Source organism: Enterobacter sp. BNK-18 (assembly GCF_047456135.1).
Classification (GTDB): domain Bacteria; phylum Pseudomonadota; class Gammaproteobacteria; order Enterobacterales; family Enterobacteriaceae; genus Enterobacter; species Enterobacter ludwigii.
In genome coordinates, this window is record NZ_CP179899.1 from 2,525,400 (window position 1) to 2,550,447 (window position 25,048).

At 56.1% G+C, this 25,048-nt stretch carries 22 protein-coding genes; 12 read left to right on the forward strand and 10 right to left on the reverse strand.

Annotated elements, in window-relative coordinates; translation table 11 throughout:
- Nucleotides 1-43 precede the first annotated feature (43 nt).
- Entirely contained in the window at nt 44-2,020 is a 1,977-nt protein-coding gene (gene aegA / locus ACMGG3_RS12180; protein WP_414149206.1) for a formate-dependent uric acid utilization protein AegA, read from the reverse strand.
- A 152-nt stretch (nt 2,021-2,172) separates the two neighbouring features.
- On the opposite strand from aegA, the gene narQ reads away from it, so the two are divergent.
- Complete coding sequence (gene narQ, locus ACMGG3_RS12185; RefSeq protein ID WP_063924715.1) at nt 2,173-3,867, forward strand: nitrate/nitrite two-component system sensor histidine kinase NarQ; 1,695 nt, start codon at nt 2,173-2,175, stop codon at nt 3,865-3,867.
- A 142-nt stretch (nt 3,868-4,009) separates the two neighbouring features.
- Entirely contained in the window at nt 4,010-7,123 is a 3,114-nt protein-coding gene (acrD, locus tag ACMGG3_RS12190) for a multidrug efflux RND transporter permease AcrD (protein WP_014171108.1), read from the forward strand.
- A 109-nt stretch (nt 7,124-7,232) separates the two neighbouring features.
- On the opposite strand, the gene ypfM is transcribed toward acrD, so the two are convergent.
- Entirely contained in the window at nt 7,233-7,292 is a 60-nt protein-coding gene (gene ypfM, locus ACMGG3_RS12195; protein WP_015572204.1) for a protein YpfM, read from the reverse strand.
- Between the two features lie 387 nt (nt 7,293-7,679).
- On the opposite strand from ypfM, the gene ACMGG3_RS12200 reads away from it, so the two are divergent.
- Genes ACMGG3_RS12200 through ACMGG3_RS12210 form a run of 3 tightly spaced genes read left to right on the forward strand, consistent with a single transcriptional unit; the run spans nt 7,680 to nt 9,390 of the window.
- Complete coding sequence (locus ACMGG3_RS12200; protein WP_059305771.1) at nt 7,680-8,030, forward strand: ArsC family reductase; 351 nt, start codon at nt 7,680-7,682, stop codon at nt 8,028-8,030.
- A 10-nt stretch (nt 8,031-8,040) separates the two neighbouring features.
- On the forward strand, nt 8,041-9,168 hold the full coding sequence (dapE, locus tag ACMGG3_RS12205; RefSeq protein WP_014171110.1) for a succinyl-diaminopimelate desuccinylase: 1,128 nt from the start codon (nt 8,041-8,043) through the stop codon (nt 9,166-9,168).
- A gap of 24 nt (nt 9,169-9,192) precedes the next feature.
- Nucleotides 9,193-9,390 (forward strand): YpfN family protein, encoded by a 198-nt coding sequence (locus ACMGG3_RS12210; protein ID WP_014171111.1) that lies wholly within the window; start codon nt 9,193-9,195, stop codon nt 9,388-9,390.
- Nucleotides 9,391-9,426: 36 nt separating this feature from the next.
- Here ACMGG3_RS12210 and ypfH read toward each other — a convergent pair whose 3' ends face one another.
- The 6 genes from ypfH to dapA form a co-directional block, all read right to left on the reverse strand.
- The gene (ypfH, locus tag ACMGG3_RS12215; protein ID WP_020883070.1) at nt 9,427-10,122 is read right to left on the reverse strand and encodes an esterase; all 696 of its coding nucleotides are present in this window, start codon (nt 10,120-10,122) and stop codon (nt 9,427-9,429) included.
- A 73-nt stretch (nt 10,123-10,195) separates the two neighbouring features.
- Nucleotides 10,196-12,169 carry a tRNA(Met) cytidine acetyltransferase TmcA gene (locus tag ACMGG3_RS12220; RefSeq protein ID WP_414149207.1) on the reverse strand — a complete coding sequence of 658 codons (1,974 nt, stop codon included), beginning with the start codon at nt 12,167-12,169 and terminating at the stop codon, nt 10,196-10,198.
- A complete protein-coding gene (locus tag ACMGG3_RS12225) occupies nt 12,169-13,038 on the reverse strand; it encodes a neutral zinc metallopeptidase (RefSeq protein ID WP_020883068.1) in 870 nt (289 codons plus the stop codon). Before ACMGG3_RS12225 ends, ACMGG3_RS12220 begins: the two co-directional genes overlap by 1 nt.
- A 119-nt stretch (nt 13,039-13,157) precedes the next feature.
- A complete protein-coding gene (purC, locus tag ACMGG3_RS12230) occupies nt 13,158-13,871 on the reverse strand; it encodes a phosphoribosylaminoimidazolesuccinocarboxamide synthase (RefSeq protein WP_008501631.1) in 714 nt (237 codons plus the stop codon).
- Nucleotides 13,872-13,980: 109 nt separating this feature from the next.
- Nucleotides 13,981-15,015, reverse strand: coding sequence for an outer membrane protein assembly factor BamC (gene bamC, locus ACMGG3_RS12235; protein WP_020883067.1), 1,035 nt, complete (start codon nt 15,013-15,015; stop codon nt 13,981-13,983).
- 16 nt (nt 15,016-15,031) lie between these two features.
- The gene (gene dapA / locus ACMGG3_RS12240; RefSeq protein WP_014171117.1) at nt 15,032-15,910 is read right to left on the reverse strand and encodes a 4-hydroxy-tetrahydrodipicolinate synthase; all 879 of its coding nucleotides are present in this window, start codon (nt 15,908-15,910) and stop codon (nt 15,032-15,034) included.
- 145 nt (nt 15,911-16,055) lie between these two features.
- Between dapA and ACMGG3_RS12245 the strand changes: the two genes are divergently transcribed.
- Together ACMGG3_RS12245 and bcp are read left to right on the forward strand one after the other, a co-directional pair.
- Complete coding sequence (locus tag ACMGG3_RS12245; protein ID WP_014171118.1) at nt 16,056-16,625, forward strand: glycine cleavage system transcriptional repressor; 570 nt, start codon at nt 16,056-16,058, stop codon at nt 16,623-16,625.
- Nucleotides 16,625-17,095: a thioredoxin-dependent thiol peroxidase gene (gene bcp / locus ACMGG3_RS12250; RefSeq protein ID WP_014171119.1), complete on the forward strand. Its 471-nt coding sequence runs from the start codon at nt 16,625-16,627 to the stop codon at nt 17,093-17,095. The genes ACMGG3_RS12245 and bcp overlap by 1 nt, the downstream gene beginning before the upstream one ends.
- 121 nt (nt 17,096-17,216) lie before the next feature.
- On the opposite strand, the gene ACMGG3_RS12255 is transcribed toward bcp, so the two are convergent.
- Nucleotides 17,217-18,281 carry an AI-2E family transporter gene (locus tag ACMGG3_RS12255; protein ID WP_014171120.1) on the reverse strand — a complete coding sequence of 355 codons (1,065 nt, stop codon included), beginning with the start codon at nt 18,279-18,281 and terminating at the stop codon, nt 17,217-17,219.
- Between the two features lie 221 nt (nt 18,282-18,502).
- Between ACMGG3_RS12255 and bepA the strand changes: the two genes are divergently transcribed.
- Both bepA and arsC read left to right on the forward strand, forming a co-directional pair.
- The gene (gene bepA, locus ACMGG3_RS12260; protein ID WP_020883065.1) at nt 18,503-19,966 is read left to right on the forward strand and encodes a beta-barrel assembly-enhancing protease; all 1,464 of its coding nucleotides are present in this window, start codon (nt 18,503-18,505) and stop codon (nt 19,964-19,966) included.
- An 18-nt stretch (nt 19,967-19,984) separates the two neighbouring features.
- Nucleotides 19,985-20,341, forward strand: a complete 357-nt coding sequence (gene arsC / locus ACMGG3_RS12265; protein ID WP_414149208.1) for an arsenate reductase (glutaredoxin) — start codon at nt 19,985-19,987, stop codon at nt 20,339-20,341.
- On the opposite strand, the gene ACMGG3_RS12270 is transcribed toward arsC, so the two are convergent.
- Nucleotides 20,338-21,162: an XRE family transcriptional regulator gene (locus ACMGG3_RS12270; protein WP_414149209.1), complete on the reverse strand. Its 825-nt coding sequence runs from the start codon at nt 21,160-21,162 to the stop codon at nt 20,338-20,340. The genes arsC and ACMGG3_RS12270 overlap by 4 nt on opposite strands.
- A gap of 145 nt (nt 21,163-21,307) precedes the next feature.
- Between ACMGG3_RS12270 and celB the strand changes: the two genes are divergently transcribed.
- The 3 genes from celB to ACMGG3_RS12285 are packed head-to-tail and all read left to right on the forward strand — an operon-like array spanning nt 21,308 to nt 25,008.
- The gene (gene celB, locus ACMGG3_RS12275) at nt 21,308-22,627 is read left to right on the forward strand and encodes a PTS cellobiose transporter subunit IIC (protein ID WP_014171124.1); all 1,320 of its coding nucleotides are present in this window, start codon (nt 21,308-21,310) and stop codon (nt 22,625-22,627) included.
- Between the two features lie 3 nt (nt 22,628-22,630).
- Nucleotides 22,631-23,587, forward strand: coding sequence for a N(4)-(beta-N-acetylglucosaminyl)-L-asparaginase (locus ACMGG3_RS12280; RefSeq protein WP_047366201.1), 957 nt, complete (start codon nt 22,631-22,633; stop codon nt 23,585-23,587).
- On the forward strand, nt 23,587-25,008 hold the full coding sequence (locus ACMGG3_RS12285; RefSeq protein ID WP_414149210.1) for a leucyl aminopeptidase family protein: 1,422 nt from the start codon (nt 23,587-23,589) through the stop codon (nt 25,006-25,008). Before ACMGG3_RS12280 ends, ACMGG3_RS12285 begins: the two co-directional genes overlap by 1 nt.
- Nucleotides 25,009-25,048: the final 40 nt, after the last annotated feature.

Genomic DNA, 25,048 nt, shown 5'->3' on the forward strand with positions numbered 1-25,048 from the left:
TTCCTATAGTACGCCGTGAAACCCGCTTTGTCGCCCGCCTGGTTTAGTGCGTTTTCGGCACACTGACCTCAAGCCAGTCGAGGATCCCCCGCGCCGCATGACGCCCTTCCGCCATCGCCGTCACCACCAGATCAGCGCCGCGCACCGCATCACCGCCGGCGAAAATTTGCGGGTTAGACGTCTGGTAACGATAGCGGCTTTCCACCGAGGCAATGATTCGCCCCCAGTCATCGGTGTTGACGCCCTGACTTTCCAGCCAGGGCATGGCATGTGGGTTAAAGCCAAAAGCCATAATCACCGCATCGGCCGGCATGACAAACTCGCTGCCCTCCACCGGGACGGGTCGACGACGCCCCTGCGCATCCGGCTCTCCCATCCGGGTGCGCAGCATCCGGATGCCGTTAACCTTGCCGTCAGCAGCAAGGGTCAATTCAACGGGCTGGACGTTAAATTCAAATGCGGCTCCCTCTTCTTTCGCATTCTTCACCTCTTTTTTCGAGCCCGGCATATTGGCTTCATCCCGGCGATAGGCGCAGGTGACTTTTGCCGCGCCGTGACGTAACGCGGTGCGCACGCAGTCCATTGCGGTATCCCCCCCGCCCAGCACCACCACGTTGAGCCCACGGGTGTCGATAAACGGTTCGTTGGCCGTCGCGTCCAGCCCCATGACGTGGCGCGTGTTCCCCACCAGGAACGGCAGTGCATCGTAGACGCCCGGCGCATCTTCATGGGGGATGCCCGCTTTCATCGAACGATAGGTTCCCACGCCAATGAACAGGGCGTCGTAATCTGTTTGCAACTGAGACAACGATACATCGCTGCCCACGTCGCAGTTCAGCTCGAAGTGAACCCCCATCGCAGTAAAAATCTCTCTGCGTCGTGCGAGCAGGGATTTATCCAGCTTAAAGGCCGGAATGCCGAAGGTCAGCAAGCCGCCGATTTCGGGATGCCTGTCATAGACCGTTACGCTCACCCCGCTGCGCACCAGCACATCCGCGCATGCCAGTCCGGCAGGCCCCGCGCCGATAATCGCGACGCGTTTTCCCACCGAAGAAACGTCAGACATATCCGGTCGCCAGCCCAGCGCCAGCGCCTGGTCAGAGATGTAGCGCTCGAGGTTGCCAATGGTCACCGACCCTGATGCATCGCGCACGGTGCAGGCACCTTCACATAACCTGTCCTGCGGGCAGACCCGGCCAGTAATTTCAGGTAAACAGTTGGTCTGATGAGAAAGTTCAACCGCGCCGAGGATGTCACCGGCGTTAATCCGTTCAATCCACTGCGGAATGTGGTTGTGCAGCGGGCAGGTCCATTCACATATGCTGTGCTCCCCGCATTTCAGGCAGCGCGATGCCTCGCGTCTGGCCTGTTCGGTCCGAAACGGCAGGTATATTTCATTGAAATGGCCAACCCGCTCTTCGGCAGCCAGTTTGTCGGGCTCGCCGCGTGGCGGTGTGTTGTGCATCTGCTGCAGTTTGGTGGGTGCCGTCTCCTCGCTGACTGCCTCACTGTGCCAGGGCTGCGCCTCCAGCCTAGCGGTGCGCTGACGGCGCGATTTTGCCAGGTTATCCAGCACGTCTGGCGTCGCCAGCGTCAGCACATCTGCCGGGCAATTTTCGATACAGGCCGGGCCCTGCGGGCGGGTCAGGCAGAGATCGCATTTATACGCCGAGGCTTTTGCACTGCCGTTGTCGAGCGGCGTAACGATAATCTCCATCGTGCCGAAGGGACAGGCAACCACGCAGGCTTTACAACCGATGCATTTTTGTTGATTCACCTGTACGCTGTCATCGCGTTTGCTGATGGCGCCGTTCGGGCAACTGAGTGCACACGGGGCATTTTCACAGTGGTGACAGGTGACGGGGCTGTTCTGCGCGCCAGAGTTAAGGACCGTAATACGGGGATGGAAATGGCGCTTGCTCGGGACATGTTGCTCATCATTATGCGCCATTACGCAGGCAACTTCGCAGGCGTGGCACCCAATACATTGCTGGCTGTTAGCCATAATAAAACGATTCATAACGACACCTGTTTTTGGTTCAATAACCTTATTCTTTGTATGAATATGGTATTTACTCATCACAGCGTCGTCAGGCAATGTTCAATTGCCCGGAATGCCAAACTATTTCCAGTGAACCTGTGGCAGATCAATTTTATTCAGGAAGCCGTTCTGTGACCGTTAAACGCCCTGTTTCCGCAAGCCTGGCCTGGGCTTTCTTTTCGATGATTGTGTTATCCGTTCTGACCAGCACCGTCGCGCTGCTGACGCTTGCCAGCAGCCAGCGTGACGCCGAAGCCATCAATATTGCGGGTTCACTGCGTATGCAGAGTTACCGGCTGGGCTATGAGATGCAGCGCAATAGCCCTTCCCTGACACAGCATCGCCAACACTGGCAACACACCCTGAGCGCACCTGCACTACAAAAGCTGAACCGCTGGTACGTGCCGGACGATGTCAAACAGCGCTACCAGCAGCTGCATCTGGCCTGGCAGGAGATGGATACGCACATCGCCCGCGGCGATCTCGCGTGGTATCAAACCCATATCGAAGATTTTGTTGGCCGTATTGATGCCTTTGTGCTCGCCCTTCAGCACTATACCGAACATAAAATTCAGACAGTGACCCTGCTCTCGCTGGCTGGCGCGCTGGGGATCCTGCTGCTGACGGTGTTTACCCTGCGACGCATCCGTCGTCAGGTGGTCTTGCCACTCAACAATCTGGTCGCCGCAAGCGAACGCGTTGAACGGGGACAATTTGATACCCCGGCACCGGATACCGCTTTGCCGAATGAACTCGGTCAGCTGTCCCGGGCCTTTAACCATATGTCGGCGGAGTTACACACCCTCTATCGCTCGCTTGAAGATTCAGTTGCGGAAAAGACCCGGCACCTGAACGAGGCGCACCAGCAGCTCGAAATGCTGTTCAAATGTTCGCAGGCGCTCAACACCGGACAGATAGACAGCCACTGTTTCCGGCATATATTGCAAATCGTCCATGAATACACCCGGATGAATTATCTGGAGTTACGGACCAGCGACGACTGGCGTCTGTGTGAAGGGAGTGAGGCAGCCGACATGCCGCTGCAAAACCTGCCGGTGCTGATGCAGGACACGCTCTACGGCGAGCTGCGCTGGCAGAGCGAGACGGACAGCGTCCCGCTTCCGCTGATGAGAAGCGTGGCGACAATGCTCGGGCGCGGGCTTTACTTCAACCAGGCACAAAAGCATTACCAGCAGTTGCTGTTGATGGAAGAGCGGGCGACGATTGCCCGCGAACTGCATGATTCCCTCGCGCAGGTGTTGTCGTATCTGCGGATCCAGCTTGCGCTGCTTAAGCGTGCCGTACCGCAAGAGAATGCCCCCGCGCAGACCATCATCACCGACTTCTCCCGCGAGCTTAACAATGCCTGGCATCAGCTTCGCGAGCTGCTCACCACCTTCCGCCTGACGCTCAACCACGCTAACCTGCCGGCAGCCCTTCAGGAGTCACTCGACGGTCTGCAGAGCCAGACGCAGGCAAAGCTGCATCTTGACTGTCGCCTCTCCTCGCTGGCCCTTGACGCACAAAAGCAGGTGCATCTGCTGCAGATCGTGCGTGAAGCGGTGTTGAACGCAATCAAGCACGCGCAGGCCAGCGAGATCACCGTAAGCTGTATCACCGCCGTGGACGGCACGCACAGCGTGAGCATTCGCGACAATGGCATCGGGATTGGCGAAGCCAGCGAGCCGCCGGGACATTACGGGCTGAATATTATGCGTGAACGCGCGGAACGGCTCGGCGGTATCCTGCACTTTTCGCAGCCACAAAATGGGGGAACACAGGTGAGCGTGACATTCCCTTCGTCGCTGGCGTTAACAGGTAAATAACCGTAAAGGGGGCAGCGCAGAGAAACGCGCATGATAATTTACATTATCTCCTTTATTTCTCCACGTTTGGTCTTCGTCTTGCCGCTAAAGTGGTGCGGGCAATAAACAATAATGACGTGCAGCAAAACGAGGTCAATTTTTCATGGCGAATTTTTTCATCGATCGCCCCATTTTTGCCTGGGTACTTGCCATTCTGTTGTGTCTGACAGGTGTCCTGGCCATTACTTCACTTCCCGTTGAGCAATACCCCGATCTGGCACCTCCTAACGTGCGTGTCACAGCAAACTACCCCGGCGCCTCGGCACAGACGCTGGAAAATACCGTGACGCAGGTTATCGAGCAGAACATGACGGGTCTGGATAACCTGATGTACATGTCCTCACAAAGCAGTGCCACGGGCCAGGCGACGGTGACCCTGAGCTTTACGGCCGGGACTGACCCGGATGAAGCGGTGCAACAGGTACAAAACCAGCTGCAGTCAGCCATGCGAAAACTGCCGCAGGCAGTGCAAAATCAGGGCGTTACCGTACGTAAAACGGGGGATACCAATATTTTGACCATCGCGTTTGTCTCCACCGATGGTTCCATGGATAAGCAGGATATTGCGGACTACGTTGCCAGTAACATTCAGGACCCGCTCAGCCGTATTAACGGCGTAGGGGATATCGACGCCTACGGGTCACAATATTCAATGCGCATCTGGCTCGATCCTGACAAGCTGAACAGCTTCCAGATGACGGCGACTGACGTGACGGACGCCATCAAATCGCAGAACGCCCAGATTGCCGTAGGGCAGCTGGGAGGAACGCCTTCCGTCGAAAAACAAGCCCTGAATGCCACCATTAACTCGCAATCGCTGCTTCAGACTCCGGAGCAGTTCCGCAACATCACCCTGCGCGTGAATCAGGACGGTTCAGAAGTGCGGCTGGGCGATGTCGCCACGGTGGAAATGGGCGCGGAAAAGTACGACTACCTGAGCCGCTTTAACGGTAATCCCGCCTCCGGCCTGGGGATTAAACTGGCCTCCGGCGCAAATGAAATGGCGACGGCGAAACTGGTGTTAGACCGCCTGGACGAGCTGTCGAACTATTTCCCTCACGGCCTTGAATACAAAGTCGCCTACGAAACCACCTCCTTCGTTAAAGCGTCGATTGAGGATGTGGTGAAGACCCTGCTGGAAGCCATCGCGCTGGTCTTCCTGGTCATGTACCTGTTCCTGCAAAACTTCCGGGCGACGCTGATCCCGACCATAGCCGTCCCCGTGGTCCTGCTGGGCACCTTCGCGGTGCTTTACGCGTTTGGCTACAGCATCAACACGCTGACGATGTTTGCAATGGTGCTGGCAATTGGCCTTCTGGTGGATGACGCCATCGTGGTGGTTGAAAACGTCGAGCGCATCATGAGCGAGGAAGGCCTTTCCCCGCGCCAGGCCACGCGTAAATCGATGGGGCAAATACAGGGCGCGTTAGTCGGCATCGCCATGGTGCTTTCGGCGGTCTTTATCCCGATGGCCTTCTTTGGCGGCACAACCGGCGCCATTTACCGCCAGTTCTCGATAACCATCGTCTCGGCAATGGTGCTTTCGGTACTGGTGGCGCTGATCCTGACCCCTGCGCTCTGCTCTACCCTTCTTAAGCCTTTGCACAAAGGCGAGCAGCATGGTCAGAAAGGGTTCTTCGGCTGGTTTAACCGCATGTTTAACCGCAATGCCGCGCGTTATGAATCCGCCGTCGGTAAAGTGCTGCACCGCAGCTTGCGCTGGATGCTGATTTACGTAGTGCTGCTGGGTGGAATGGTCTGGCTGTTCCTGCATCTGCCTACCTCGTTCCTGCCGATGGAGGACCGGGGAATGTTCACCACCTCCGTGCAACTTCCGAGCGGCGCGACGCAGCAGCAGACGCTAAAAGTGGTCGAAAAAGTCGAACAGTACTTCTTCACCCAGGAGAAAGATAATGTGGTGTCGGTCTTCTCCACCGTGGGCTCTGGCCCGGGCGGTAACGGGCAGAACGTTGCCCGTATGTTTGTACGCCTGAAGGACTGGGACGAGCGCGACACAAAAACGGGGACCGCGTCGGCCATCATTGAACGCGCAACCCACGCGTTTACGAAGATCAACGAAGCGCGCGTCTTTGCCAGCAGCCCACCGGCCATTAGCGGGCTGGGCAGTTCTGCCGGGTTTGACATGGAACTGCAGGATCACGCCGGTGCAGGCCACACGGCGCTGATGGCGGCGCGCGATAAGCTGTTAGCGCTGGCGGGCAAAGACGCTGACCTGACCCGCGTTCGTCATAACGGCCTGGATGACAGCCCGCAGCTGCAGGTGGATATTGATCAGCGTAAGGCGCAGGCTCTGGGTGTTTCCATCGACGACATTAACGACACCCTGCAGACGGCCTGGGGCTCAAGCTATGTGAATGACTTTATGGATCGTGGGCGTGTGAAAAAAGTGTATGTCCAGTCCGCCGCGCCGTTCCGTATGTTGCCGAATGATATTAACCGCTGGTTTGTTCGTAATAACGCAGGCGGGATGGTGCCGTTCTCGGCGTTCGCCTCGTCGCACTGGGAGAGTGGTTCGCCGCGTCTGGAACGCTATAACGGCTATTCGGCGGTAGAAATCGTCGGTGAAGCCGCGCCGGGCGTCAGTACCGGTACCGCCATGGACACCATGGAGAAACTGGTGCAACAGCTGCCTGCCGGGTTTGGGCTGGAGTGGACGGCGATGTCTTATCAGGAGCGGCTCTCCGGGGCACAGGCGCCTGCGCTCTACGCGCTTTCCCTGCTGGTGGTCTTCCTCTGTCTTGCCGCGCTGTATGAAAGCTGGTCCGTTCCGTTCTCGGTCATGCTGGTGGTGCCGCTTGGCGTCATCGGTGCGCTGCTGGCGACCTGGATGCGCGGTCTGGAGAATGATGTGTACTTCCAGGTAGGGCTGCTCACCGTGATCGGCCTGTCGGCGAAAAACGCGATCCTGATTGTTGAGTTTGCCAACGAGATGAATGCCAAAGGCCACGAGCTGATGGCGGCCACACTGCACGCCTGCCGTCAGCGCTTGCGTCCGATCCTGATGACGTCGCTGGCATTTGTTTTTGGGGTATTACCGATGGCAACCAGCACCGGTGCGGGCTCCAGCAGCCAGCATGCGGTAGGTACAGGGGTGATGGGAGGCATGATTTCGGCAACCGTCCTGGCCATTTATTTTGTGCCGCTGTTCTTTGTGCTGGTGCGTCGCCGCTTCCCGCTGAAGGAACGTCCTGAATAACAGTACGTAATAAAAAAGGCGGCTCTCAGGGCCGCCTTTTAGGGTGTGTGATTAATTCACACTATGGTTATTTTACTTATTTAAGTGCTCTTGCAATTCTTACTGAATGTCATTTACGAAGCATGCCTTCGATAAAATCTTTCCAGTTCCCCAGTTCACGTTCAATCATAACTACCTCTCTTATTATTATGCGCATTCTACGAAAACGTATCATCATTGTGAAGACCGTCTAACCTATCGCTGTGATTGTACCCCGCTACTGTCAGGGATTTATGATAAATATGAACGCAGGGCCTTAAATTTTGTGTGACGCTCAGCAATATTTTGAAATAACCATACAGGCAGGTGAGATTTAAATTACCGCCTGAGTTCATTAGCATTTTCGGTCTTATGGACATCTATGCTTAAATGATGAAAGAATATTCAGCGTACAGTTGTGAGTTGAATTAAGAAGAAGTGTAAATCAAGACAATTCCTGAATGTGTTATATTCCACTTAAGGATATATCTTCGAAATTACTGAACATTTAATCATCATAAGAACAAAAGGATTCACCATGGTTGTGATGTACGGCATTAAAAATTGCGACACCATCAAAAAAGCACGCCGCTGGCTGGAAGCGAACAACGTGGAGTACCGTTTCCATGACTATCGCGTTGACGGGCTTGATGCAGAATTTCTGCATACCGCTATCACGGAACTGGGTTGGGAGGCGCTGCTGAATACCCGTGGTACCACCTGGCGTAAACTGGATGAAGCCGTCCGGGCTGGCATCACCGACGCCGACAGTGCCGCCAAACTGATGCTCGAAATGCCGGCAATCATCAAACGCCCATTGCTCTGCGCGCCCGGGCAGCCTATGCTGCTGGGTTTCAGTGAAACCCTTTATTCCGACTTTTTTCGTTGAGGTGTAGTTTATGTCATGCCCGGTCATTGAGCTGACTCAGCAGCTTATTCGCCGTCCCTCCCTTAGCCCGGACGACGCAGGTTGTCAGGCATTAATGATTGAGCGCCTGCGTGCCATCGGTTTCACCGTTGAACGCATGGACGTTGGCGACACACAGAACTTCTGGGCGTGGCGCGGTCAGGGCGAAACGCTGGCCTTTGCCGGACATACCGACGTCGTTCCCGCAGGTGATGCGGATCGCTGGATCAACCCGCCGTTTGAACCGACCATCCGCGATGGCATGTTGTTCGGGCGCGGTGCGGCAGACATGAAAGGCTCGCTGGCGGCGATGGTCGTGGCGGCAGAGCGCTTCGTTGCCCAACATCCGAACCACAGAAACCGCCTCGCGTTTCTGATCACCTCTGACGAAGAAGCCAGCGCCCATAACGGCACCGTGAAGGTCGTTGAGGCGCTGATGGCCCGCAATGAGCGTCTCGACTACTGCCTGGTCGGCGAGCCGTCCAGTACGGAAGTGGTGGGAGACGTCGTCAAAAATGGTCGCCGTGGTTCGCTGACCTGCAATTTGACCCTTCATGGCGTTCAGGGGCACGTTGCCTATCCACACCTGGCCGATAACCCGGTCCATCGCGCGGCACCGATGCTGAACGAACTGGTGACCATCGAGTGGGATAAAGGCAATGAGTTCTTCCCGCCGACCAGCATGCAGATTGCAAACCTGAAGGCCGGTACCGGCAGCAACAACGTGATCCCGGGTGATTTCTTTGTCCAGTTTAACTTCCGCTTCAGCACTGAACTGACCGATGAGATGATCAAAGCGCGCGTTATCGCGCTGCTGGAAAAATATAATCTGCGTTACACCGTGGACTGGTGGCTTTCCGGCCAGCCGTTCCTGACCCAGCGCGGCAAACTGGTGGATGCGGTAGTGAACGCCATCGAGCACTATAATGAAATTAAGCCACAACTGCTGACGACAGGTGGCACCTCAGACGGACGCTTTATTGCCCGGATGGGGGCCCAGGTTGTCGAACTGGGGCCGGTGAACGCAACCATTCATAAAATCAATGAATGTGTGAATGCTGCTGATTTGCAGCTGCTGGCCCGTATGTATCAACGAATTATGGAGCAACTCGTCGCCTGACGAACGCTCTGAGAGGAATAGCGAATGGACTGGCTTTCAAAGTACTGGTGGATTCTGGTGTTAGTGTTTCTGGTCGGCGTGTTACTTAACGTCATTAAAGATCTTAAGCGCGTTGATCACAAAAAGTTTCTCGCCAACAAACCGGATCTTCCACCGCATCGTGATTTTAACGATAAGTGGGACGATGATGACGACTGGCCGAAGAAAGACCAGAAGAAGTGATTCTCTGTCCCCTCTCCTGCGGGAGAGGGGGCTACATCACATAAATTCGACGATATCATCGTCATTTGGCTTGCCACCGCTTAGCGCTTCATCAAAGTAGTGCTTCGGTACGGTATAACGCAGATGATCGAGCGCAAACTGCATGCTGCGGTCATCAATCGCGTGCCCCAGATCGTCTACAATATCCAGCGTCACATCCCCGCCTTCGCGGATCAGTGCTTCCTGCGCGGCAACCGCATGCGAAAGTTCAATCACGCGGTCTTCACCACCGTGGATCAGATGGATCGTGGTCTGCGTCGTCGCGCGTTGCGGTAACGTCGCAAAGCGACCGTTAAAAGCAATCACACGCGACACCAGGCCTGGCTGCGCTTTTACGCTCTCCAGGGACATGATAGACCCCTGCGAAAAGCCAATCAGCGCGGTCGCATCGGCACCAACGCCGCTCTGTTGCTGCCAGTAACGCACGGTGTCGATAAAGACAGGCATGACGGCGTCAATACGTGCCTGGCGGTTCTCTTCCGTTACGCCCTGAACGGAGAACCACTGCCGTCCGTTCGGACCACACGGCTCCACCCCGCCAATACTGACAATCAGCGCTTGCGGAAATATCGGGGCAAACCAGCTGCCAATCTGGCCCATATTGACGGCGTTATCGCCAACACCATGAAACAGAAGCAGTAACTGTTTAGCCGGTTTATCAGGGCTTTGAACAACAAAATGATCGTGTTTCATGGCGGTCTCCTTATTTGATGGCCTGGATTCTACGCCTCTCAGGAGGAATGACCATGCCACTTTACTGAAGAAGTCATTGAAAAAATTGCCATTGCAAAATGTCGTCTTTCAGCTGCTGACAGCGTGCAGGTTCAAGGCTTTCAAGCGCTTGCGCCGTTTCACTGCGAAGCCTGGCCAGTAACGCTTTTCGCCCCGAAAGAAGCAGTTCAGCGCTGAGCCGGGCGTCATCACTTCTCGCCTCCACTTTCCCGCGCAGGGCGGGCAGCGGCATGTCCACGCTTAGCAGCAACCGCGTTAACGCCGCGACGGAGGTAGAAAATGCGCGATGGGCAAAGGCAAACCCCGCCAGCTCCAGCCAGTCGTCACTATTAAGGGTAGCCTCCCAGCCATCGTCCACCGGGATCTTTTCACCGTTCAGGGCCGATAACACGCGCGCATCGCGGCGCAGTCGCTGATGTGCCTGCTCACACAGCTGTCGCCCCGCGTCGCTGAGCGGCAGCAAGGCCATTGCGGTATAACAGCCGCTGCTGGCTTCGCGATGGCTGCCCATGCGCACCAGCACAAAGCCGCATCGCTGCCAGAAACGCCACAGTTCATCGGTATAGCCAAAGCTCACCGACAGGTAATCCTCGCCGCTTGCGCTGCGGATCAGCGCCTGTCCGATGCCTTCCCTTTGACGACGAGGATGTACCGCTATTCGGGTCACCCGTCGGCCTTTGAGCGTTGCCGCCAGCGGGGAGCCGCCATGCGCGGCAAGGGACTGCGCCACCAGGTTCCCGCGAGGGCGGCGGAACCCCGCCCAGACGGCACGGCTGAGCTGCGCCGTTAATCCCCCCTCTTCCACCAGCCAGAGCGCCCCGGCAATGACAGAGTCCGTTTGGGCGACGGCGAAGTGCTGGCCGGGCGCGTCCATCATGCGGCGTAAATCAAGCGGTGAGGTGCGGTAATGTGCCGCACAAAGCAGCTCATACACACTCGCCGCCAGCGCCGGGTTGCTCGCCCAGGCTTCCGGAGCCAGAGAGGTCAACTGTATGGCGCCTGTTGGGCTGCGATCGATAAGCGTATCGTCAAACAGCAGTGCGCTGGCAACGACCCGCTCAAGAGGACATCCTGCAGCCCAGCGTACCGGGGTTGATAAGGTATACCGCTGCAACCCGCTGAACCGGCTACAGAACTTAAGCAGAAAGCCTCTTCCAGTTCCTTCGTAACCCTGCACCGTTGTGGTCAGCAGTACGCGCGGGAAACGGTCGACCAGTTTTTCAAGCAGCGGTCCGGGGATGGCGGCGGCTTCGTCGACAATCAGCCAGTCGGCCTGCTCTTCAGAGGCCAGCAGCGCGTCCGGGCCCATAAAGTGAAAACGTTCGCCGGCAAAACGGGCGATAACCTCCGTCGCCCCCTTTGATGGCGCGGTGACAATGGCACTGCCCTGCGTGCGGCTCAACAGCATTCCCGCCAGCGCAGACTTCCCGCGTCCGCGCGGGGCCGTAACGGCCACAACGCCGCGTTTCATGGCCAGGAGTGCTGCCAGGATCTCAGCCTGCTCGCGCTGCGGCGCACCGCTGGCAGGCTGCCAGTCAGGGGCGTCGGATCGTGCAGGGAGCGATAAAGGCTGGTGCTGAAGCCAGACGATCGCCTCAGGATCCTCGTCAATCGTCCGGCAAAAGTGGTGAATAAAATTTGGTGTGGCGATGGGTTCGGCGCTGTCACTCCAGCGCAGGGAATCGCTGTCAGGTTGTTCCGCCCACACGTCAGGGGGCGGTACCAGCAGCACCAGAAGGCTACCGGCACGCAGCGTCCCGCTCAGGGCCGCAAAGGCTGAGACGTCAAACCCGGCGCGGGCATCAAAAATTGCGTGCCGGAACTCGCGTCCCAGCAGCCCGCTGATGGCTCTGGACGCGTTATCCGCCAGCCACAGCCAGTCTCCGGGCAAGGCATCACGCAGGGCTGATGCCTGCGTGAATGTCCACTGCTCATCGCCGCTGAGCACCACCAGCCGACGATGACCTTTGCGCTCAAGCTCGCGAATCAGATGTTCAAACGCCACCATTACATGGCTTTGCCAAAGGTATTACACTGCGCCGGGTCACCGCTGTCGAAACCGCGTTTGAACCAGCTGTATCGTTGTTGTGACGTGCCGTGAGTAAAGCTGTCCGGCACGACGCGGCCCTGGCTCTGCTGCTGAAGACGATCGTCACCGATAGCCTGCGCGGCATTGAGCGCCTCTTCCAGGTCGCCGGATTCCAGTACGCCCTGCTGCTGCATGTTGTGCCCCCAGACGCCCGCGAAGCAGTCCGCCTGCAGTTCCATGCGTACGGAAAGACGGTTTACCTCAGCCTGAGAGGCGTTTTGCTGAAGCTGGCGTACTTTGGGTTCTATCCCCAGCAGTTTTTGCACATGGTGCCCAACTTCATGCGCAATAACGTAGCCCTGGGCAAAATCGCCGTCAGCGCCAAGCTTGCGTTTCATGTCATCATAGAAAGAGAGATCGATATAGACGGTGCTGTCTGCCGGACAGTAGAACGGCCCCATAACCGATTGTCCGGTGCCGCATCCGGTACGGGTGGCACCACGGTACATCACCAGCTTGGGTTGCTGATAGGTACGCCCCATTTTCTCGAACAGCTGACCCCAGGTTTCTTCTGTGGTGGCGAGAATAACGGAGGTAAATTTGGCCGCTTCATCCTCGTTAGGGCTGATTGAGCGCTCAGAATGCTGCTGTTGCTGCAGAGGCTGGCCGGTCATTAAACCGGTCAGATCGACACCGTAGTACCCCGCGACCAGCACCACAATCAGCAGAATAATACCGCCCTTTCCGCTGGGTAACCGGAAGCCAGGCCCACCCATTGAAGGACCGCCGCCGCTATCGCTGCGCCTGTCTTCTACATTGTCACTTTCACGACGCCCTTGCCAGCGCATAACCACCTCGAACTATTCCATTAATAATAGCTATGATCGTAGGCGGTTAACGGCAAGATTACCATAGGAAACAAGGGTAAGACGCCAAAGGATATACATATCCTTTGGCGATGAGGGAGTTAGTCGAGCTTAACGCCTAAACGGTGAGCAACCGCTTCGTACGCTTCAATCAGGCCACCCAGGCTCTGACGGAAACGGTCTTTGTCCATTTTATCCAGCGTTTCTTTATCCCACAGACGGCTGCCGTCCGGAGAGAACTCATCACCCAGAACCACTTCGCCTTTGAACAGGCCGAACTCCAGTTTGAAGTCGACGAGGATCAGACCCGCGTCATCAAACAGTTTTTTCAGCACGTCGTTGGCTTTGTAGGTCAGCTCTTTCATGCGCGCCAGGTTCTCTTTATTCACCCAGCCGAAGGTTTCGCAATAAGAGTCATTGACCATCGGATCGTGCATGGCATCGTTTTTCAGGAACAGGTCAAAAAGCGGTGGATTCAGCTCAATACCTTCTTCAATACCAAGACGCTTCACCAGGGAGCCTGCTGCGCGGTTACGAATGACGCACTCAACCGGAACCATATCCAGTTTTTTCACCAGACATTCCGTATCGGACAACAGCGCTTCCATTTGGGTCGGGATACCCGCTTCGGCCAGTTTGGTCATAATGAAGTGGTTGAACTTGTTGTTCACCATGCCTTTACGATCGAACTGCTCAATGCGTGCGCCATCCCCTGCTGACGTATCATTGCGGAACTCGAGCACCAACAGATCCGGGTTTTCCGTGCTGTATACGGTCTTCGCTTTGCCACGATACAACTCAGCTTGCTTCTGCATCTTCATTACTCCTGGTGTGATGATTGGTGTTCAAAACTGGGGATATTATGCCACGCACACGTTTGCGTAGCACGAAAATAAAAAGGGCTGGATTAACCAGCCCTCGTATTTATTTGCTGAATGCAGCCTGGAAGACGGCCACCAGCGCATCGTTCTGCGACTGGGTCAGCGTGTGGCCTTTCGGATCGATAAACTGCAGACTGCTGCGGTTATCGAGGTCACCTACCTGAATCTTGTAGTCGCCGGAAGCCAACTGTGGATCGGTGGCGCCCAGTTCCTGCCATGCACTGTCAGACAGCGGCTTATAGGTTGCCGTCATGCTACCGGTTGAACGGGTGCTGTCGGTCACTTTCATGCCCACTTTTTCCAGCGTCGCTGGCAGGCGCTGCCAGGTCTGGTTAAACGGTGCACGCACAACCAGCATTGGCAGACCGGTGTCATCCGCACCGCTCTGAACGTCAAACGTCGCGCCGTTGCGGCTCTGCGCTGCGTTAGCGGCGTCGCTGGCGTTCTTATCCAGACCCGCGGCAATCACGTTCAGCATTTCAGTGCTATAACGCTGCATTGATGCGGCATCCGCAACCGGTTTACCCGCCTGCTCCAGGTTCAACAGCTTAACGGTAACCGCCTGCTGATACCCCTGAGGTTTAACGGAGACTTGATAACGCCCACGGTACTGCTGATCTTCGTCCAGACGGTTCCACTCGATCCAGTCGGTGGTTAAGGTCTGGCTGGCATCATCACGTTTATCGATGGTGTAGTTCTTCGCCTGAATGACGCTCACAACCTGCGGCCACAGGGTGGTACCGCGGGCGCTTTCAACCAGCAGCGACGCCGTATCACCGGTGAACTGGGTACGCGCCCCGCTCACCAGCGCCAGAGGCTGTGCTGGCGGACGAATATCGAGCGCTTTACCGACCAGGCCGCTGCCGTTGGTCACGGGAATATTGTAATCGCCGTTCTGAATCGGCAGGATCATACCAGCCGGTGCGTGAAGTTCAGCAAGCGGGGTCGCATCCAGATAGGATTCATCACCGCTCACCTGGCGCTTGTAGCGCGAGTCTGAACTACAGGCAGCGAGCAGCATAACAAGCGAAACACTCGCAACCTTCGCCAGGCGCGACTTCTGTACTGAATAAGCCATCAAATCTCCCTAAACTCTACAGCAAACCGGCATGCTTCAGCGCTGCTGTGACAATTTCACGACCGTGGTCGGTAATCGGTGTCATTGGCAGACGCAGCGTATCGGTTGCTACAAGTCCCAACTCCTTACACGCCCATTTCACGGGGATCGGATTGGGTTCGACAAATAATTTATTATGCAACGGCATCAGACGCTGATTAATCACGCGAGCTTCATCAAAGTGACCGGCAGCCGCCAGTTTGCACATTTCAGCCATATCGCGGGCCGCAACGTTCGCCGTTACGGAGATCACGCCATGGCCACCGAGCTGCATAAAGTCCAGTGCGGTCGCATCATCGCCGCTCAACAGGATAAAGTCGTCTGAAACCAGCTCTTTGATCTGATGAACGCGGCTTAAGTTCCCTGTCGCCTCTTTAATCCCGATAATATTTTTTACTTTCGAGAGACGACCAACGGTTTCCGGCAGCATATCGCAGCCAGTACGGGACGGCACATTATACAGAATTTGTGGCAAGTCAGTATGTTCTGCGATGGCTTTGAAATGCTGGAACAGACCTTCCTGAGTAGGACGGTTGTAATAAGGGGTCACCGTCAGACAGCCCACGATGCCGCTGTCGTTAAAACGTTTGGTCAAACTGATAGCTTCTGCCGTGGCGTTAGCGCCTGTCCCTGCGATGACCGGGATACGCCCGTCAGCCAGTTCCAGGGTCAGCATCACCACATCGCCGTGCTCTTCGTGGCTTAGCGTTGCAGATTCACCGGTAGTCCCTACCGAAACGATCGCCGAGGTTCCATTGGCGACATGGTAATCAATCAGCTTCTTCATGCTTGACCGGCAGACATTACCTTTTTCATCCATCGGTGTAACAAGCGCGACAATACTTCCCGTGAACATGAGCCATCCTCTGTGCGAACAAGAGCCTCAATGGTACGTTTGGAACTGTAATAAAAGCAAGCGACGTGAGGCCCTCAGGCGGTTGTATGCATGTTTTTTTTATGCTTTCCTTAGGAAGACTTAACCATGCAAAGGAAGAACAGGTTTGACAACCTCATCACAACATTACCTGGTTATCACTGCGCTGGGTGCTGACAGGCCGGGTATCGTGAACACCATCACCCGCCATGTGAGCAGCTGCGGCTGTAATATCGAGGACAGTCGTCTGGCTATGCTGGGCGAAGAGTTCACGTTTATTATGCTGCTGTCCGGGACATGGAATGCCATTACCCTTATCGAATCGACCCTGCCGCTCAAAGGTGCGGAGCTGGATTTGCTGATCGTGATGAAACGCACTACTGCTCGCCCACGTCCGGCCCTGCCCGCGACCGTCTGGGTGCAGGTTGAAGTCCCCGATTCCCCCCATCTGATTGAGCGCTTCACCGCGTTATTTGACAGCCATCAGATGAATATTGCCGAACTCGTTTCCCGAACGCAGCCGGGTGACGGCAGCGCCATTCCCACCCTTTTTATTCAGATTACCGCGCACAGCCCTGCCTCGCAGGATGCGTCAAATATCGAGCAAGCGTTCAAAGCCCTCTGTACAGAATTAAACGCGCAAGGCAGTATAAGCGTCGTCAATTATTCGCAGCATGAACAGGATGGAGTTGAGTAATGAACCCACTGAAAGCCGGTGACATCGCACCGAAATTTAGCTTACCTGACCAGGATGGTGAGCAAGTAAATTTGACCGACTTCCAGGGACAGCGTGTTCTGGTCTATTTTTACCCGAAAGCCATGACCCCGGGCTGCACCGTACAGGCCTGCGGCTTACGCGACAACATGGACGAGTTGAAAAAAGTCGGCGTGGAAGTGCTGGGTATCAGCACCGATAAGCCAGAAAAGCTGTCACGATTTGCTGAAAAGGAGCTGCTTAACTTTACGCTGCTTTCTGACGAAGACCACCAGGTATGCGAGCAGTTTGGCGTCTGGGGCGAGAAGACCTTCATGGGCAAAACCTACGACGGCATTCACCGTATCAGCTTCCTGATTGACGCTGACGGTAAAGTTGAACATGTGTTTGATGACTTCAAAACCAGCAACCACCACGACGTGGTGCTGAACTGGCTCAAACAAAGCGCCTGATCGTTGGGCCGCGGCTTCGCCTGACCCGACCTACGCGGTAAATGCAATACGGTAACGCAGGTTACCGTTTTTGATATTTGCCCCTCTCCCCACGGGAGAGGGTATCAGGCCGCACAACTATCTACTTATCCTCAACCGCAGGCACATCCGGCCACGCGTGAACCACTGCTTTGATCAGCGTTGCCAGCGGAATGGCAAAGAACACACCCCAGAATCCCCACAGCCCGCCGAAAATCACCACGGATAAGATAATCACCAGCGGATGCAGGTTCACCGCTTCTGAGAACAGCACCGGCACCAGCAGGTTGCCATCCAGTCCCTGAATGATCAGGTACACCGCGAAGCAGCTCCAGAACTCGGTCCCCAGACCAAACTGGAACAGCGCAACGCCGACAACCGGAATGGTCACCACAAAGGCACCGATGTAGGGAATGAGCACCGACAGCCCCACCAGCACCGCCAGCAGCAGCGAGTAGTTAAGCCCGAAAATTAAAAAACCAATCCAGGTAGCCACACCCACCACAATCATCTCCAGCACTTTGCCGCGAATGTAGTTGGTGATCTGCTGGTTCATCTCTTCCCACACCTGCCCGGCCAGCCCGCGATTACGCGGCAGAATGCGCCGCACCGCGTTCAGCATCTGCTCTTTATCTTTGACGAGGAAGAAAACCATTAACGGAACGAGGACAAGGTAGACGGCCAGCGTGAGCAACCCTACCAGCGACGCCAGGGAATATTTCACCACGGAATCGCCCATTGTCATGATGCGGGCGCGCATGTTTTCGGCCATCGCATCAATGATCCCGGCATCCATCAGGGCGGGATATCGGCGCGGCAGCGTGGCGGCAAAATCAGAAAGCTTATTCAGCATGCCGGGCATATCGCGGATAAGGTAAATCCCCTGTTGCCAGGCCACAGGCATAACGACAAACGACATTAACAGCAGAATGCCGACAAACAGCACCAGGACGATACTGGTCGCCCAGCGACGGGAACAGCCTATATTTTCCAGACGCGCCGTTGGCCACTCCAGCAGGTACGCCAGCACAATCGCGACCAGCAGGGGGGCGAGAAGACCGCTGAAGAAGAACAGAATGCCGAACCCGGCGACGAGAATAACCAACAAAGCAATGGCTTCCGGGTCGCTAAACCGACGGCGGTACCACTGCATTAACATTTCGAGCATACAACCCTTCCCTGAATCGGATGGCGGGAGTGAGAACGTGAATTGTATCTAACTGTCACAAAAAAGACTTTCGCTTTTTGTCTCCCTGCCACGATCCGCAAAACCCTGATGAATGGGATTTTCTTCATGCCTCAACACGGCTACACTCGCAGGGCAGTGGAGATGAACGATATGCCGGTTCATCGGTCAAATTAGCACATCCCAAATACAGGACAGTGGTTATGTTCAGGCAGTTGAGAAAAACACTGGTTGCGACACTGATTGCCGCACTGACGGTCGGTCAGGTGTTGCCAGCTTTCGCTGACTCGTCCGATTCATTGCCGGACATGGGCACTACAGCAGGAAGCACGCTCTCCATTGGGCAGGAAATGCAGATGGGGGATTATTACGTTCGTCAGCTGCGTGGCAGCGCGCCGCTGATTAACGACCCGTTGCTGGTTCAGTACATTAACGGGCTGGGCATGCGCCTGGTCGCGCACGCGAACTCGGTAAAAACCCCCTTCCACTTCTATTTAATCAATAATGACGAAATCAACGCCTTCGCCTTCTTTGGCGGCAACGTGGTGCTGCATTCGGCGTTATTCCGTTACTCTGATAACGAAAGTCAGCTGGCCTCGGTCATGGCGCACGAAATCTCTCACGTCACCCAGCGCCACCTTGCCCGTGCAATGGAAGACCAGAAGCGTAACGCTCCGCTGACCTGGGTTGGCGCATTGGGTTCCATTCTGCTGGCAATGGCCAGCCCGCAGGCCGGGATGGCGGCGTTAACCGGTACGCTGGCGGGAACACGTCAGGGGATGATCAGTTTCACCCAGCAAAATGAACAGGAAGCGGATCGTATTGGCATTCAGGTGCTGCAACGTTCGGGCTTTGACCCGCAGGCCATGCCGAGCTTCCTCGAAAAGCTGCTCGACCAGGCGCGCTACTCCTCCCGTCCGCCGGAAATTTTGCTGACGCACCCCTTACCGGAAAGCCGTCTGTCGGATGCGCGTAACCGTGCCAACCAGATGCGCCCGGTCGTGGTTCAGTCGTCGCAGGATTTCTACATGGCAAAAGTGCGAACGCTTGGAATGTACAATTCCGGGCGTAACCAGCTGACCAGTGACCTGCTGGATGCGCTGGCGAAAGGCAACGTGCGTGAGAAAAACGCGGCTCAGTATGGCCAGGCGTTACAGGCGATGGAAGCCAGCAAATATGACGAAGCGCGTAAAACGCTGCAGCCACTTCTCGCCGCCGATCCGAATAACCCGTGGTATCTCGATCTCGCCACGGATATCGATCTGGGGCAGAAAAAAGCCACCGATGCGATTAATCGCCTGAAAGGGGCAAAAGAGGTGCGGACTAACCCGGTGCTGCAGCTTAACCTGGCGAATGCTTACTTACAGGGTGGTCAGCCTGCTGAAGCGGCGAACATTCTGAACCGCTACACCTTTAACAATAAAGACGATCAGAACGGCTGGGATCTGCTTGCCCAGGCAGAAGCGCAGCTGGGCAATCGCGATCAAGAGCTTGCGGCACGCGCCGAAGGCTTTGCCCTGGTGGGACGTCTTGATCAGGCGATTTCCCTCCTGAGCAGTGCCAGTTCCCAGGTTAAGCTCGGCAGTCTGCAACAGGCCCGTTACGATGCACGTATCGATCAGCTTCGCGGTCTGCAGCAGCGCTTTAAGCCGTACGAGAAGATGTAATAAAGGAGAATTCAGGTCATGACAGACGCGGTAAAAATCTACCACAACCCACGCTGTTCGAAGAGCCGCGACACCCTTAGCCTGTTGAAGTCGAACGGCATTGACCCGGAAGTGGTGCTGTATCTGGAGACACCGCCAGATGCACAGACGCTTCGTCAGCTGCTGCACATGCTGGGAATGGGCAGTGCCAGAGAGCTAATGCGCCATAAAGAGGATCTGTATACGTCGCTCAATCTGAATGACAGTCGTCTAACCGAGGCTGAGCTGATTCAGGCGATGGTTGAAAATCCGAAACTGATTGAGCGCCCCATTGTGGTCGCAAACGGTCAGGCGCGTATTGGACGCCCGCCGGAAGAGGTGCTCGAGATTCTCTAATCCTTACGCCGCAGCGCTTCCAGAAAGGCCTGCGGCGTGCTCTCTCCCAGCTTTTTCTGCGCTTTGCCCCGATTGTAAAACTCGCACATCTCGATCAACACCTGCCCTAACGGAACAGCATTCACTCGTGGAATGATGTCGCCGAGCGGTACCGCAACCTGCACGGCCTTGTGCCTGGTCGGCTGTACTTTTACGACAGGTTCACCCGCGGGTAAGTCGGGTTCAAAACCGGAAGTCTCAACAGATTGGATATCAGCCGGACAGGCGTTCAGCAACTCACACATCCAGTTATTCAGCAGCTGTGATGAAATTCCCGCATAGAGCCGGGCATAACACCAGCCGCTCACCGGTTCGCGCCCCCACAGCAGATGCTGCTCCCCGCCATCATCCATATGCAGCGATAAAGGCTGGTGATGCACCAGCAGTTTTGTGGGTAAAACGCCTGCCTTTAGCGCTTTTTTCCCCTGAAGTTCATCGCCTTTGCGTTTCGCAGGAGCGGGACGGAGATATCGGTTCAGTGTCGCCCGCGAAACGGAAATCCCCAGCACCGCGTTAACCAGCAGCAGGAGTTCATCCAGCGGTGCGCCCGTGATATCACGCAGCGCATTAACAAGATCAACCTGCTCTTGTCTCATCGCTTTGTGTATCATTTTTGGGATCGTATGGTTGTCAGAAACCCGATCGCGATTGCGCCATCGCCGCACGGTCGTCACGGAAATACCCAGCTCCGTAGCCAGTTCTCTGTCGCTTTTATTGGATTGTTGCAGATAGCGACGGATCCGCGGCGTGGTGGTGGCATTGGCGTGCAATTTGATTTCCATCGCTGTAACTCCATAACCAATCTCATGAGATTTATAATATCTTAGCGAGTGCTTTGTGACCTGTTTCACCTTTCAGCCACCGCGCTTCACTGATAATCCACAGACATAACATAACAACACCCCTCAATCTTGTACGGAGTTCACAATGAACAATGTTCTGGGATTTCTTGAAGCAAAACTGATGCCGCTGGCGGCCAAAACCGCGCAACAGCGGCATCTGGGCGCCATACGCGGGGCCTATGTTTCCTTCATGCCGTTTATCATCGTCGGCTCGATTCTGCTGGTCATCTCCTCTTTTCCGAACCAAACCTATCAGCAGTTTATGTCTCAGGCATTTGGTGAAAGCTGGAGTGCCATCATTGAAATTCCGTTCAACGCGGTGTTCTCAACCATGTCGCTGTTTATCAGCTTCCTGGTGGCGTTTCGCCTGGCTGAACACTACGGCGAAGATCGCATCTCCTGCGGTATTCTGGCTCTGGTTGCTTTTTTAATCCTGACACCTTTTATCAAAGTGGCCGAAAACGGCGGTATCACGGTCATGCCGGTGGAGTGGATTGGCAGCAAAGGGTTGTTCGTAGCGATGATTGGCTCTCTGCTGTGGACGGAGCTGTTCTGCTGGCTGAAGCGCAAAAAGCTGGTCATCAGAATGCCTGATGGCGTGCCGCCAGCGGTGCAGGAGTCGTTCGCCGCGCTGATCCCGGCCCTGCTGGTAATGATTCTGGTGCTTATTATCCGCATCATTTTCGAAAACACCCACTACAACACCATTCACCAGTTTATTTACGAGGTGGTCGCCACGCCGGTTCGCCACTACGGGACCTCCTATTTCGGCGCGCTGATGACGGTGTTCAGCATCACCATTCTGTGGTCTGTGGGCATTAACTCCGGCTCAATGATCAACGGCATCATTCGCCCGCTGTGGATGGAGAACCAGACCGATAACATCGCCGCCATTCAGGCGGGTACGACGCCGCCGCACATTATCACCGAACAGTTTTTTGACATGATCTGGATGGGTGGCGCAGGGGCAACACTCTCGCTGGTGATTGCGATGCTGATTTTTGCCCGCAGCAAAAACATGCGCGAGGTGGCGCGTCTCGGCGCGGGGGCCTCGGTGTTTAACATCAACGAGCCGATTCTGTTTGGCCTGCCGGTTATCATGAACCCCATCATGCTGATCCCGTTCAATCTGGTGCCGCTGGTCCTGGTTACCGTGCAATATGCTGCGATGAAAATGGGTGCCGTCGCTGTGACCACCGGGGTGTTTATCCCCTGGACGTTACCGCCGGTGATCAGCGGGTTTATCGTCACGGGGCATCTCAGCGGCAGCGTGATGCAGCTTATCAACCTGCTGATTGGCGCCATGCTGTATCTGCCTTTCATGCGTATCGTGGATAAACAATACCGCGCCGCGGAGATTGCCACCGTGACGCAAACCGACCCAACCCTTGCAAAACAGGAGTAAAGCATGTGGGGAATTATCGCAACCTGGCGAATGGCGCTTGAAGGGGTCACGGAGTCTGCGTCCGCGCTGGCTGCGGGGAAACCGGTAGCAGAAGCGGTGGTCGATGCCGTTGCTGCCGTCGAGGACTTCCCGTTGTATAAATCCGTCGGCTACGGCGGGCTGCCAACCGAAAATGGCGAAGTCGAACTGGACGCGGCGTATATGGATGGCGATACGCTTGCGTTTGGGGCCGTGGGAGATCTGGTTGATATTGCGAACCCGGTGCGTGTCGCCCATGCGCTAAGCCGCCAGCGCTATAACAGCCTGCTGGTCGGCCAGGGCGCGCGCGAATGGGCGCTGAGTCAGGGGTTTGCCGACAAAACCATGCTTACCGACCGCGCGATGCAGCATTACCGTAAGCGCTGCCGGGAGACGCTGGACAAAGGCTTAAGCCCGTACGATGGGCATGACACCGTCGGGATTATTGGCCTCGACAAAAGGGGGTCGATGAGCGTGGCGACCTCCACCAGCGGTCTGTTTATGAAAAAGCGCGGCCGTATTGGCGACTCGCCGATTATCGGCTCCGGCTTTTACTGCGACAGTGAAACCGGTGCCGCTACCGCCACCGGCGTGGGGGAAGACCTGATGAAAGGCTGCACCAGCTACGAAATTGTTCGCCGCATGGCACAGGGCATGTCACCGCAGCAGGCGGCGGACTCGGTGGTCTTCGAACTGGAAGACAAACTGATGTCGCGCTTTGGCCGCGCGGGCGATCTCTCGGTGGTGTGCATGAATAATAAAGGCGAATTCGGCGCCGCAACCAACATCAAAACCTTCTCATTTGTGGTGGCAACGGCCCGCCAGCCTCTCACCGTATTTCGCGCCGAGCGCCTGCGGGAAAAAACACACTATCAGCCCGTGGATGAGGAATGGATGCAGGCCTATGCCGCGCGGATCCGCGCGCCAGTTGAGGAGTCATAATGATTACCTTTAAGCTTATCACCGACCTTGCAGACGCAAAGCCCCAGAGTCATCTTATTGCCCGGGCCGCCTGCGCGTTACTGCCGGACACCGCACTCATCGCTGAAATGCGTGAACAAAACGCCGTCGCGGATACCCGCTTTGGCTGTGCTCCGTTTGCCAGAATCACGCTGCTGCCGGATGCCCTCTGGCAGGACAGTCTGACAGAAGGGTTACTCGCCGCCCTCCGTCCACTGCTGGCAGCCCCGGTCAGCGCCGATGTGGTACTGGATGTCACGGATATTGACGAGGTGGTGCTGACGCAGGTTCTGCGTTTTCTCTTTAACCAGGCGTATGACCTTCGCGATCTGCAGCTTAAGAAAACCGATGGCAAAAGCGTTCGCCTTCGCCATGTCACCGCCCTGTGTCATCCGCAACAGCGTGAAAGGCTGGACGCTCTCTTCCAGCAACAGCAGGCCATTGCCCGAGGAATGGTCGCCGCGCGACGTCTGGCGGATATGCCGTCCGATCGCTGTACGCCGCAGTATGTCGTCGACGAAGCGCAAAAGCTGTGCGCCGCCTTCCCCGCCCTGCGGTGTGAAGTGCTTGATGAAAAGCAAATGATTGAACAGGGACTGGGGCTTCTGCATGCCGTCGGTAAAGGCGCGACCTGTCCACCGCGGCTGCTGGTCATTCACTATAACGGCATCGCTGATGGCCCGGTACGCTGTTACGTGGGCAAAGGCATAACGTTTGATACCGGTGGCCTGTGGCTGAAGGAAGGCGCGGGCATGTACACCATGAAATATGACATGTGCGGGGCAGCGAACGTGCTCGGGTTAATGCTGAGCGTGGCAGAACTCGGCCTGCCGGTTCGTATTATGGGCGTACTGGCGCTGGCGGAAAACGGCATAGGACCGGATGCAATGCAGCCGGGCACGGTGGCCAACGCCTGTAACGGTATCACGGTTGAAATCAACAATACCGATGCCGAAGGCCGGCTGGTACTGGCGGATGCTATCGCCTGGGCCAGCCAGCGTCATCCGCAGGCTCGCTATATTATTGATATGGCGACCTTAACCGGTGCCGTCGTGAAAGCGCTGGGGTACGAGCTGAGTGGGTTAATGACGCAGGACGAAGCGCTACGTCAGGCGCTCACCCACGCGGGGAAACGGAGCGGTGATGAGGTGTGGTCCCTGCCGCTGGATGCACGGTTAAAAAAACAGACCGACAGCGCCATCGCCGACCTGTGCAATACCCCACCCAATAATGCGGCGATCAGCGCATCGGCGGCCTGGCTGTTACACCATTTTTGCCCGCCGACCATTCCATGGGCCCATCTGGATATTAGCGGCACGGCGCTGTGGCGTGAGAACGGCAAAAGCGTGGCCTCGGGCAGACCCATTCCACTTCTGGTTGAGCATTTGCTGGAAGACAGGTGAGTTTTAGCCGGTGGCACTGGTTCTCCCTCTGCGCCAGGCA

Coding starts and splice junctions, on each gene's coding strand:
- dapE (WP_014171110.1), top strand. CDS start 8,041: ATGTCATGCCCGGTCATTGAGCTGACTCAGCAGCTTATTCGCCGTCCC.
- ACMGG3_RS12220 (WP_414149207.1), bottom strand. CDS start 12,169: ATGGTGGCGTTTGAACATCTGATTCGCGAGCTTGAGCGCAAAGGTCAT.
- dapA (WP_014171117.1), bottom strand. CDS start 15,910: ATGTTCACGGGAAGTATTGTCGCGCTTGTTACACCGATGGATGAAAAA.
- celB (WP_014171124.1), top strand. CDS start 21,308: ATGAACAATGTTCTGGGATTTCTTGAAGCAAAACTGATGCCGCTGGCG.
- bcp (WP_014171119.1), top strand. CDS start 16,625: ATGAACCCACTGAAAGCCGGTGACATCGCACCGAAATTTAGCTTACCT.
- ACMGG3_RS12270 (WP_414149209.1), bottom strand. CDS start 21,162: ATGGAAATCAAATTGCACGCCAATGCCACCACCACGCCGCGGATCCGT.
- arsC (WP_414149208.1), top strand. CDS start 19,985: ATGACAGACGCGGTAAAAATCTACCACAACCCACGCTGTTCGAAGAGC.
- ACMGG3_RS12280 (WP_047366201.1), top strand. CDS start 22,631: ATGTGGGGAATTATCGCAACCTGGCGAATGGCGCTTGAAGGGGTCACG.
- ACMGG3_RS12285 (WP_414149210.1), top strand. CDS start 23,587: ATGATTACCTTTAAGCTTATCACCGACCTTGCAGACGCAAAGCCCCAG.
- purC (WP_008501631.1), bottom strand. CDS start 13,871: ATGCAGAAGCAAGCTGAGTTGTATCGTGGCAAAGCGAAGACCGTATAC.
- ACMGG3_RS12200 (WP_059305771.1), top strand. CDS start 7,680: ATGGTTGTGATGTACGGCATTAAAAATTGCGACACCATCAAAAAAGCA.
- ypfH (WP_020883070.1), bottom strand. CDS start 10,122: ATGAAACACGATCATTTTGTTGTTCAAAGCCCTGATAAACCGGCTAAA.
- ACMGG3_RS12210 (WP_014171111.1), top strand. CDS start 9,193: ATGGACTGGCTTTCAAAGTACTGGTGGATTCTGGTGTTAGTGTTTCTG.
- ACMGG3_RS12255 (WP_014171120.1), bottom strand. CDS start 18,281: ATGCTCGAAATGTTAATGCAGTGGTACCGCCGTCGGTTTAGCGACCCG.
- aegA (WP_414149206.1), bottom strand. CDS start 2,020: ATGAATCGTTTTATTATGGCTAACAGCCAGCAATGTATTGGGTGCCAC.
- ACMGG3_RS12225 (WP_020883068.1), bottom strand. CDS start 13,038: ATGCGCTGGCAAGGGCGTCGTGAAAGTGACAATGTAGAAGACAGGCGC.
- bepA (WP_020883065.1), top strand. CDS start 18,503: ATGTTCAGGCAGTTGAGAAAAACACTGGTTGCGACACTGATTGCCGCA.
- acrD (WP_014171108.1), top strand. CDS start 4,010: ATGGCGAATTTTTTCATCGATCGCCCCATTTTTGCCTGGGTACTTGCC.
- bamC (WP_020883067.1), bottom strand. CDS start 15,015: ATGGCTTATTCAGTACAGAAGTCGCGCCTGGCGAAGGTTGCGAGTGTT.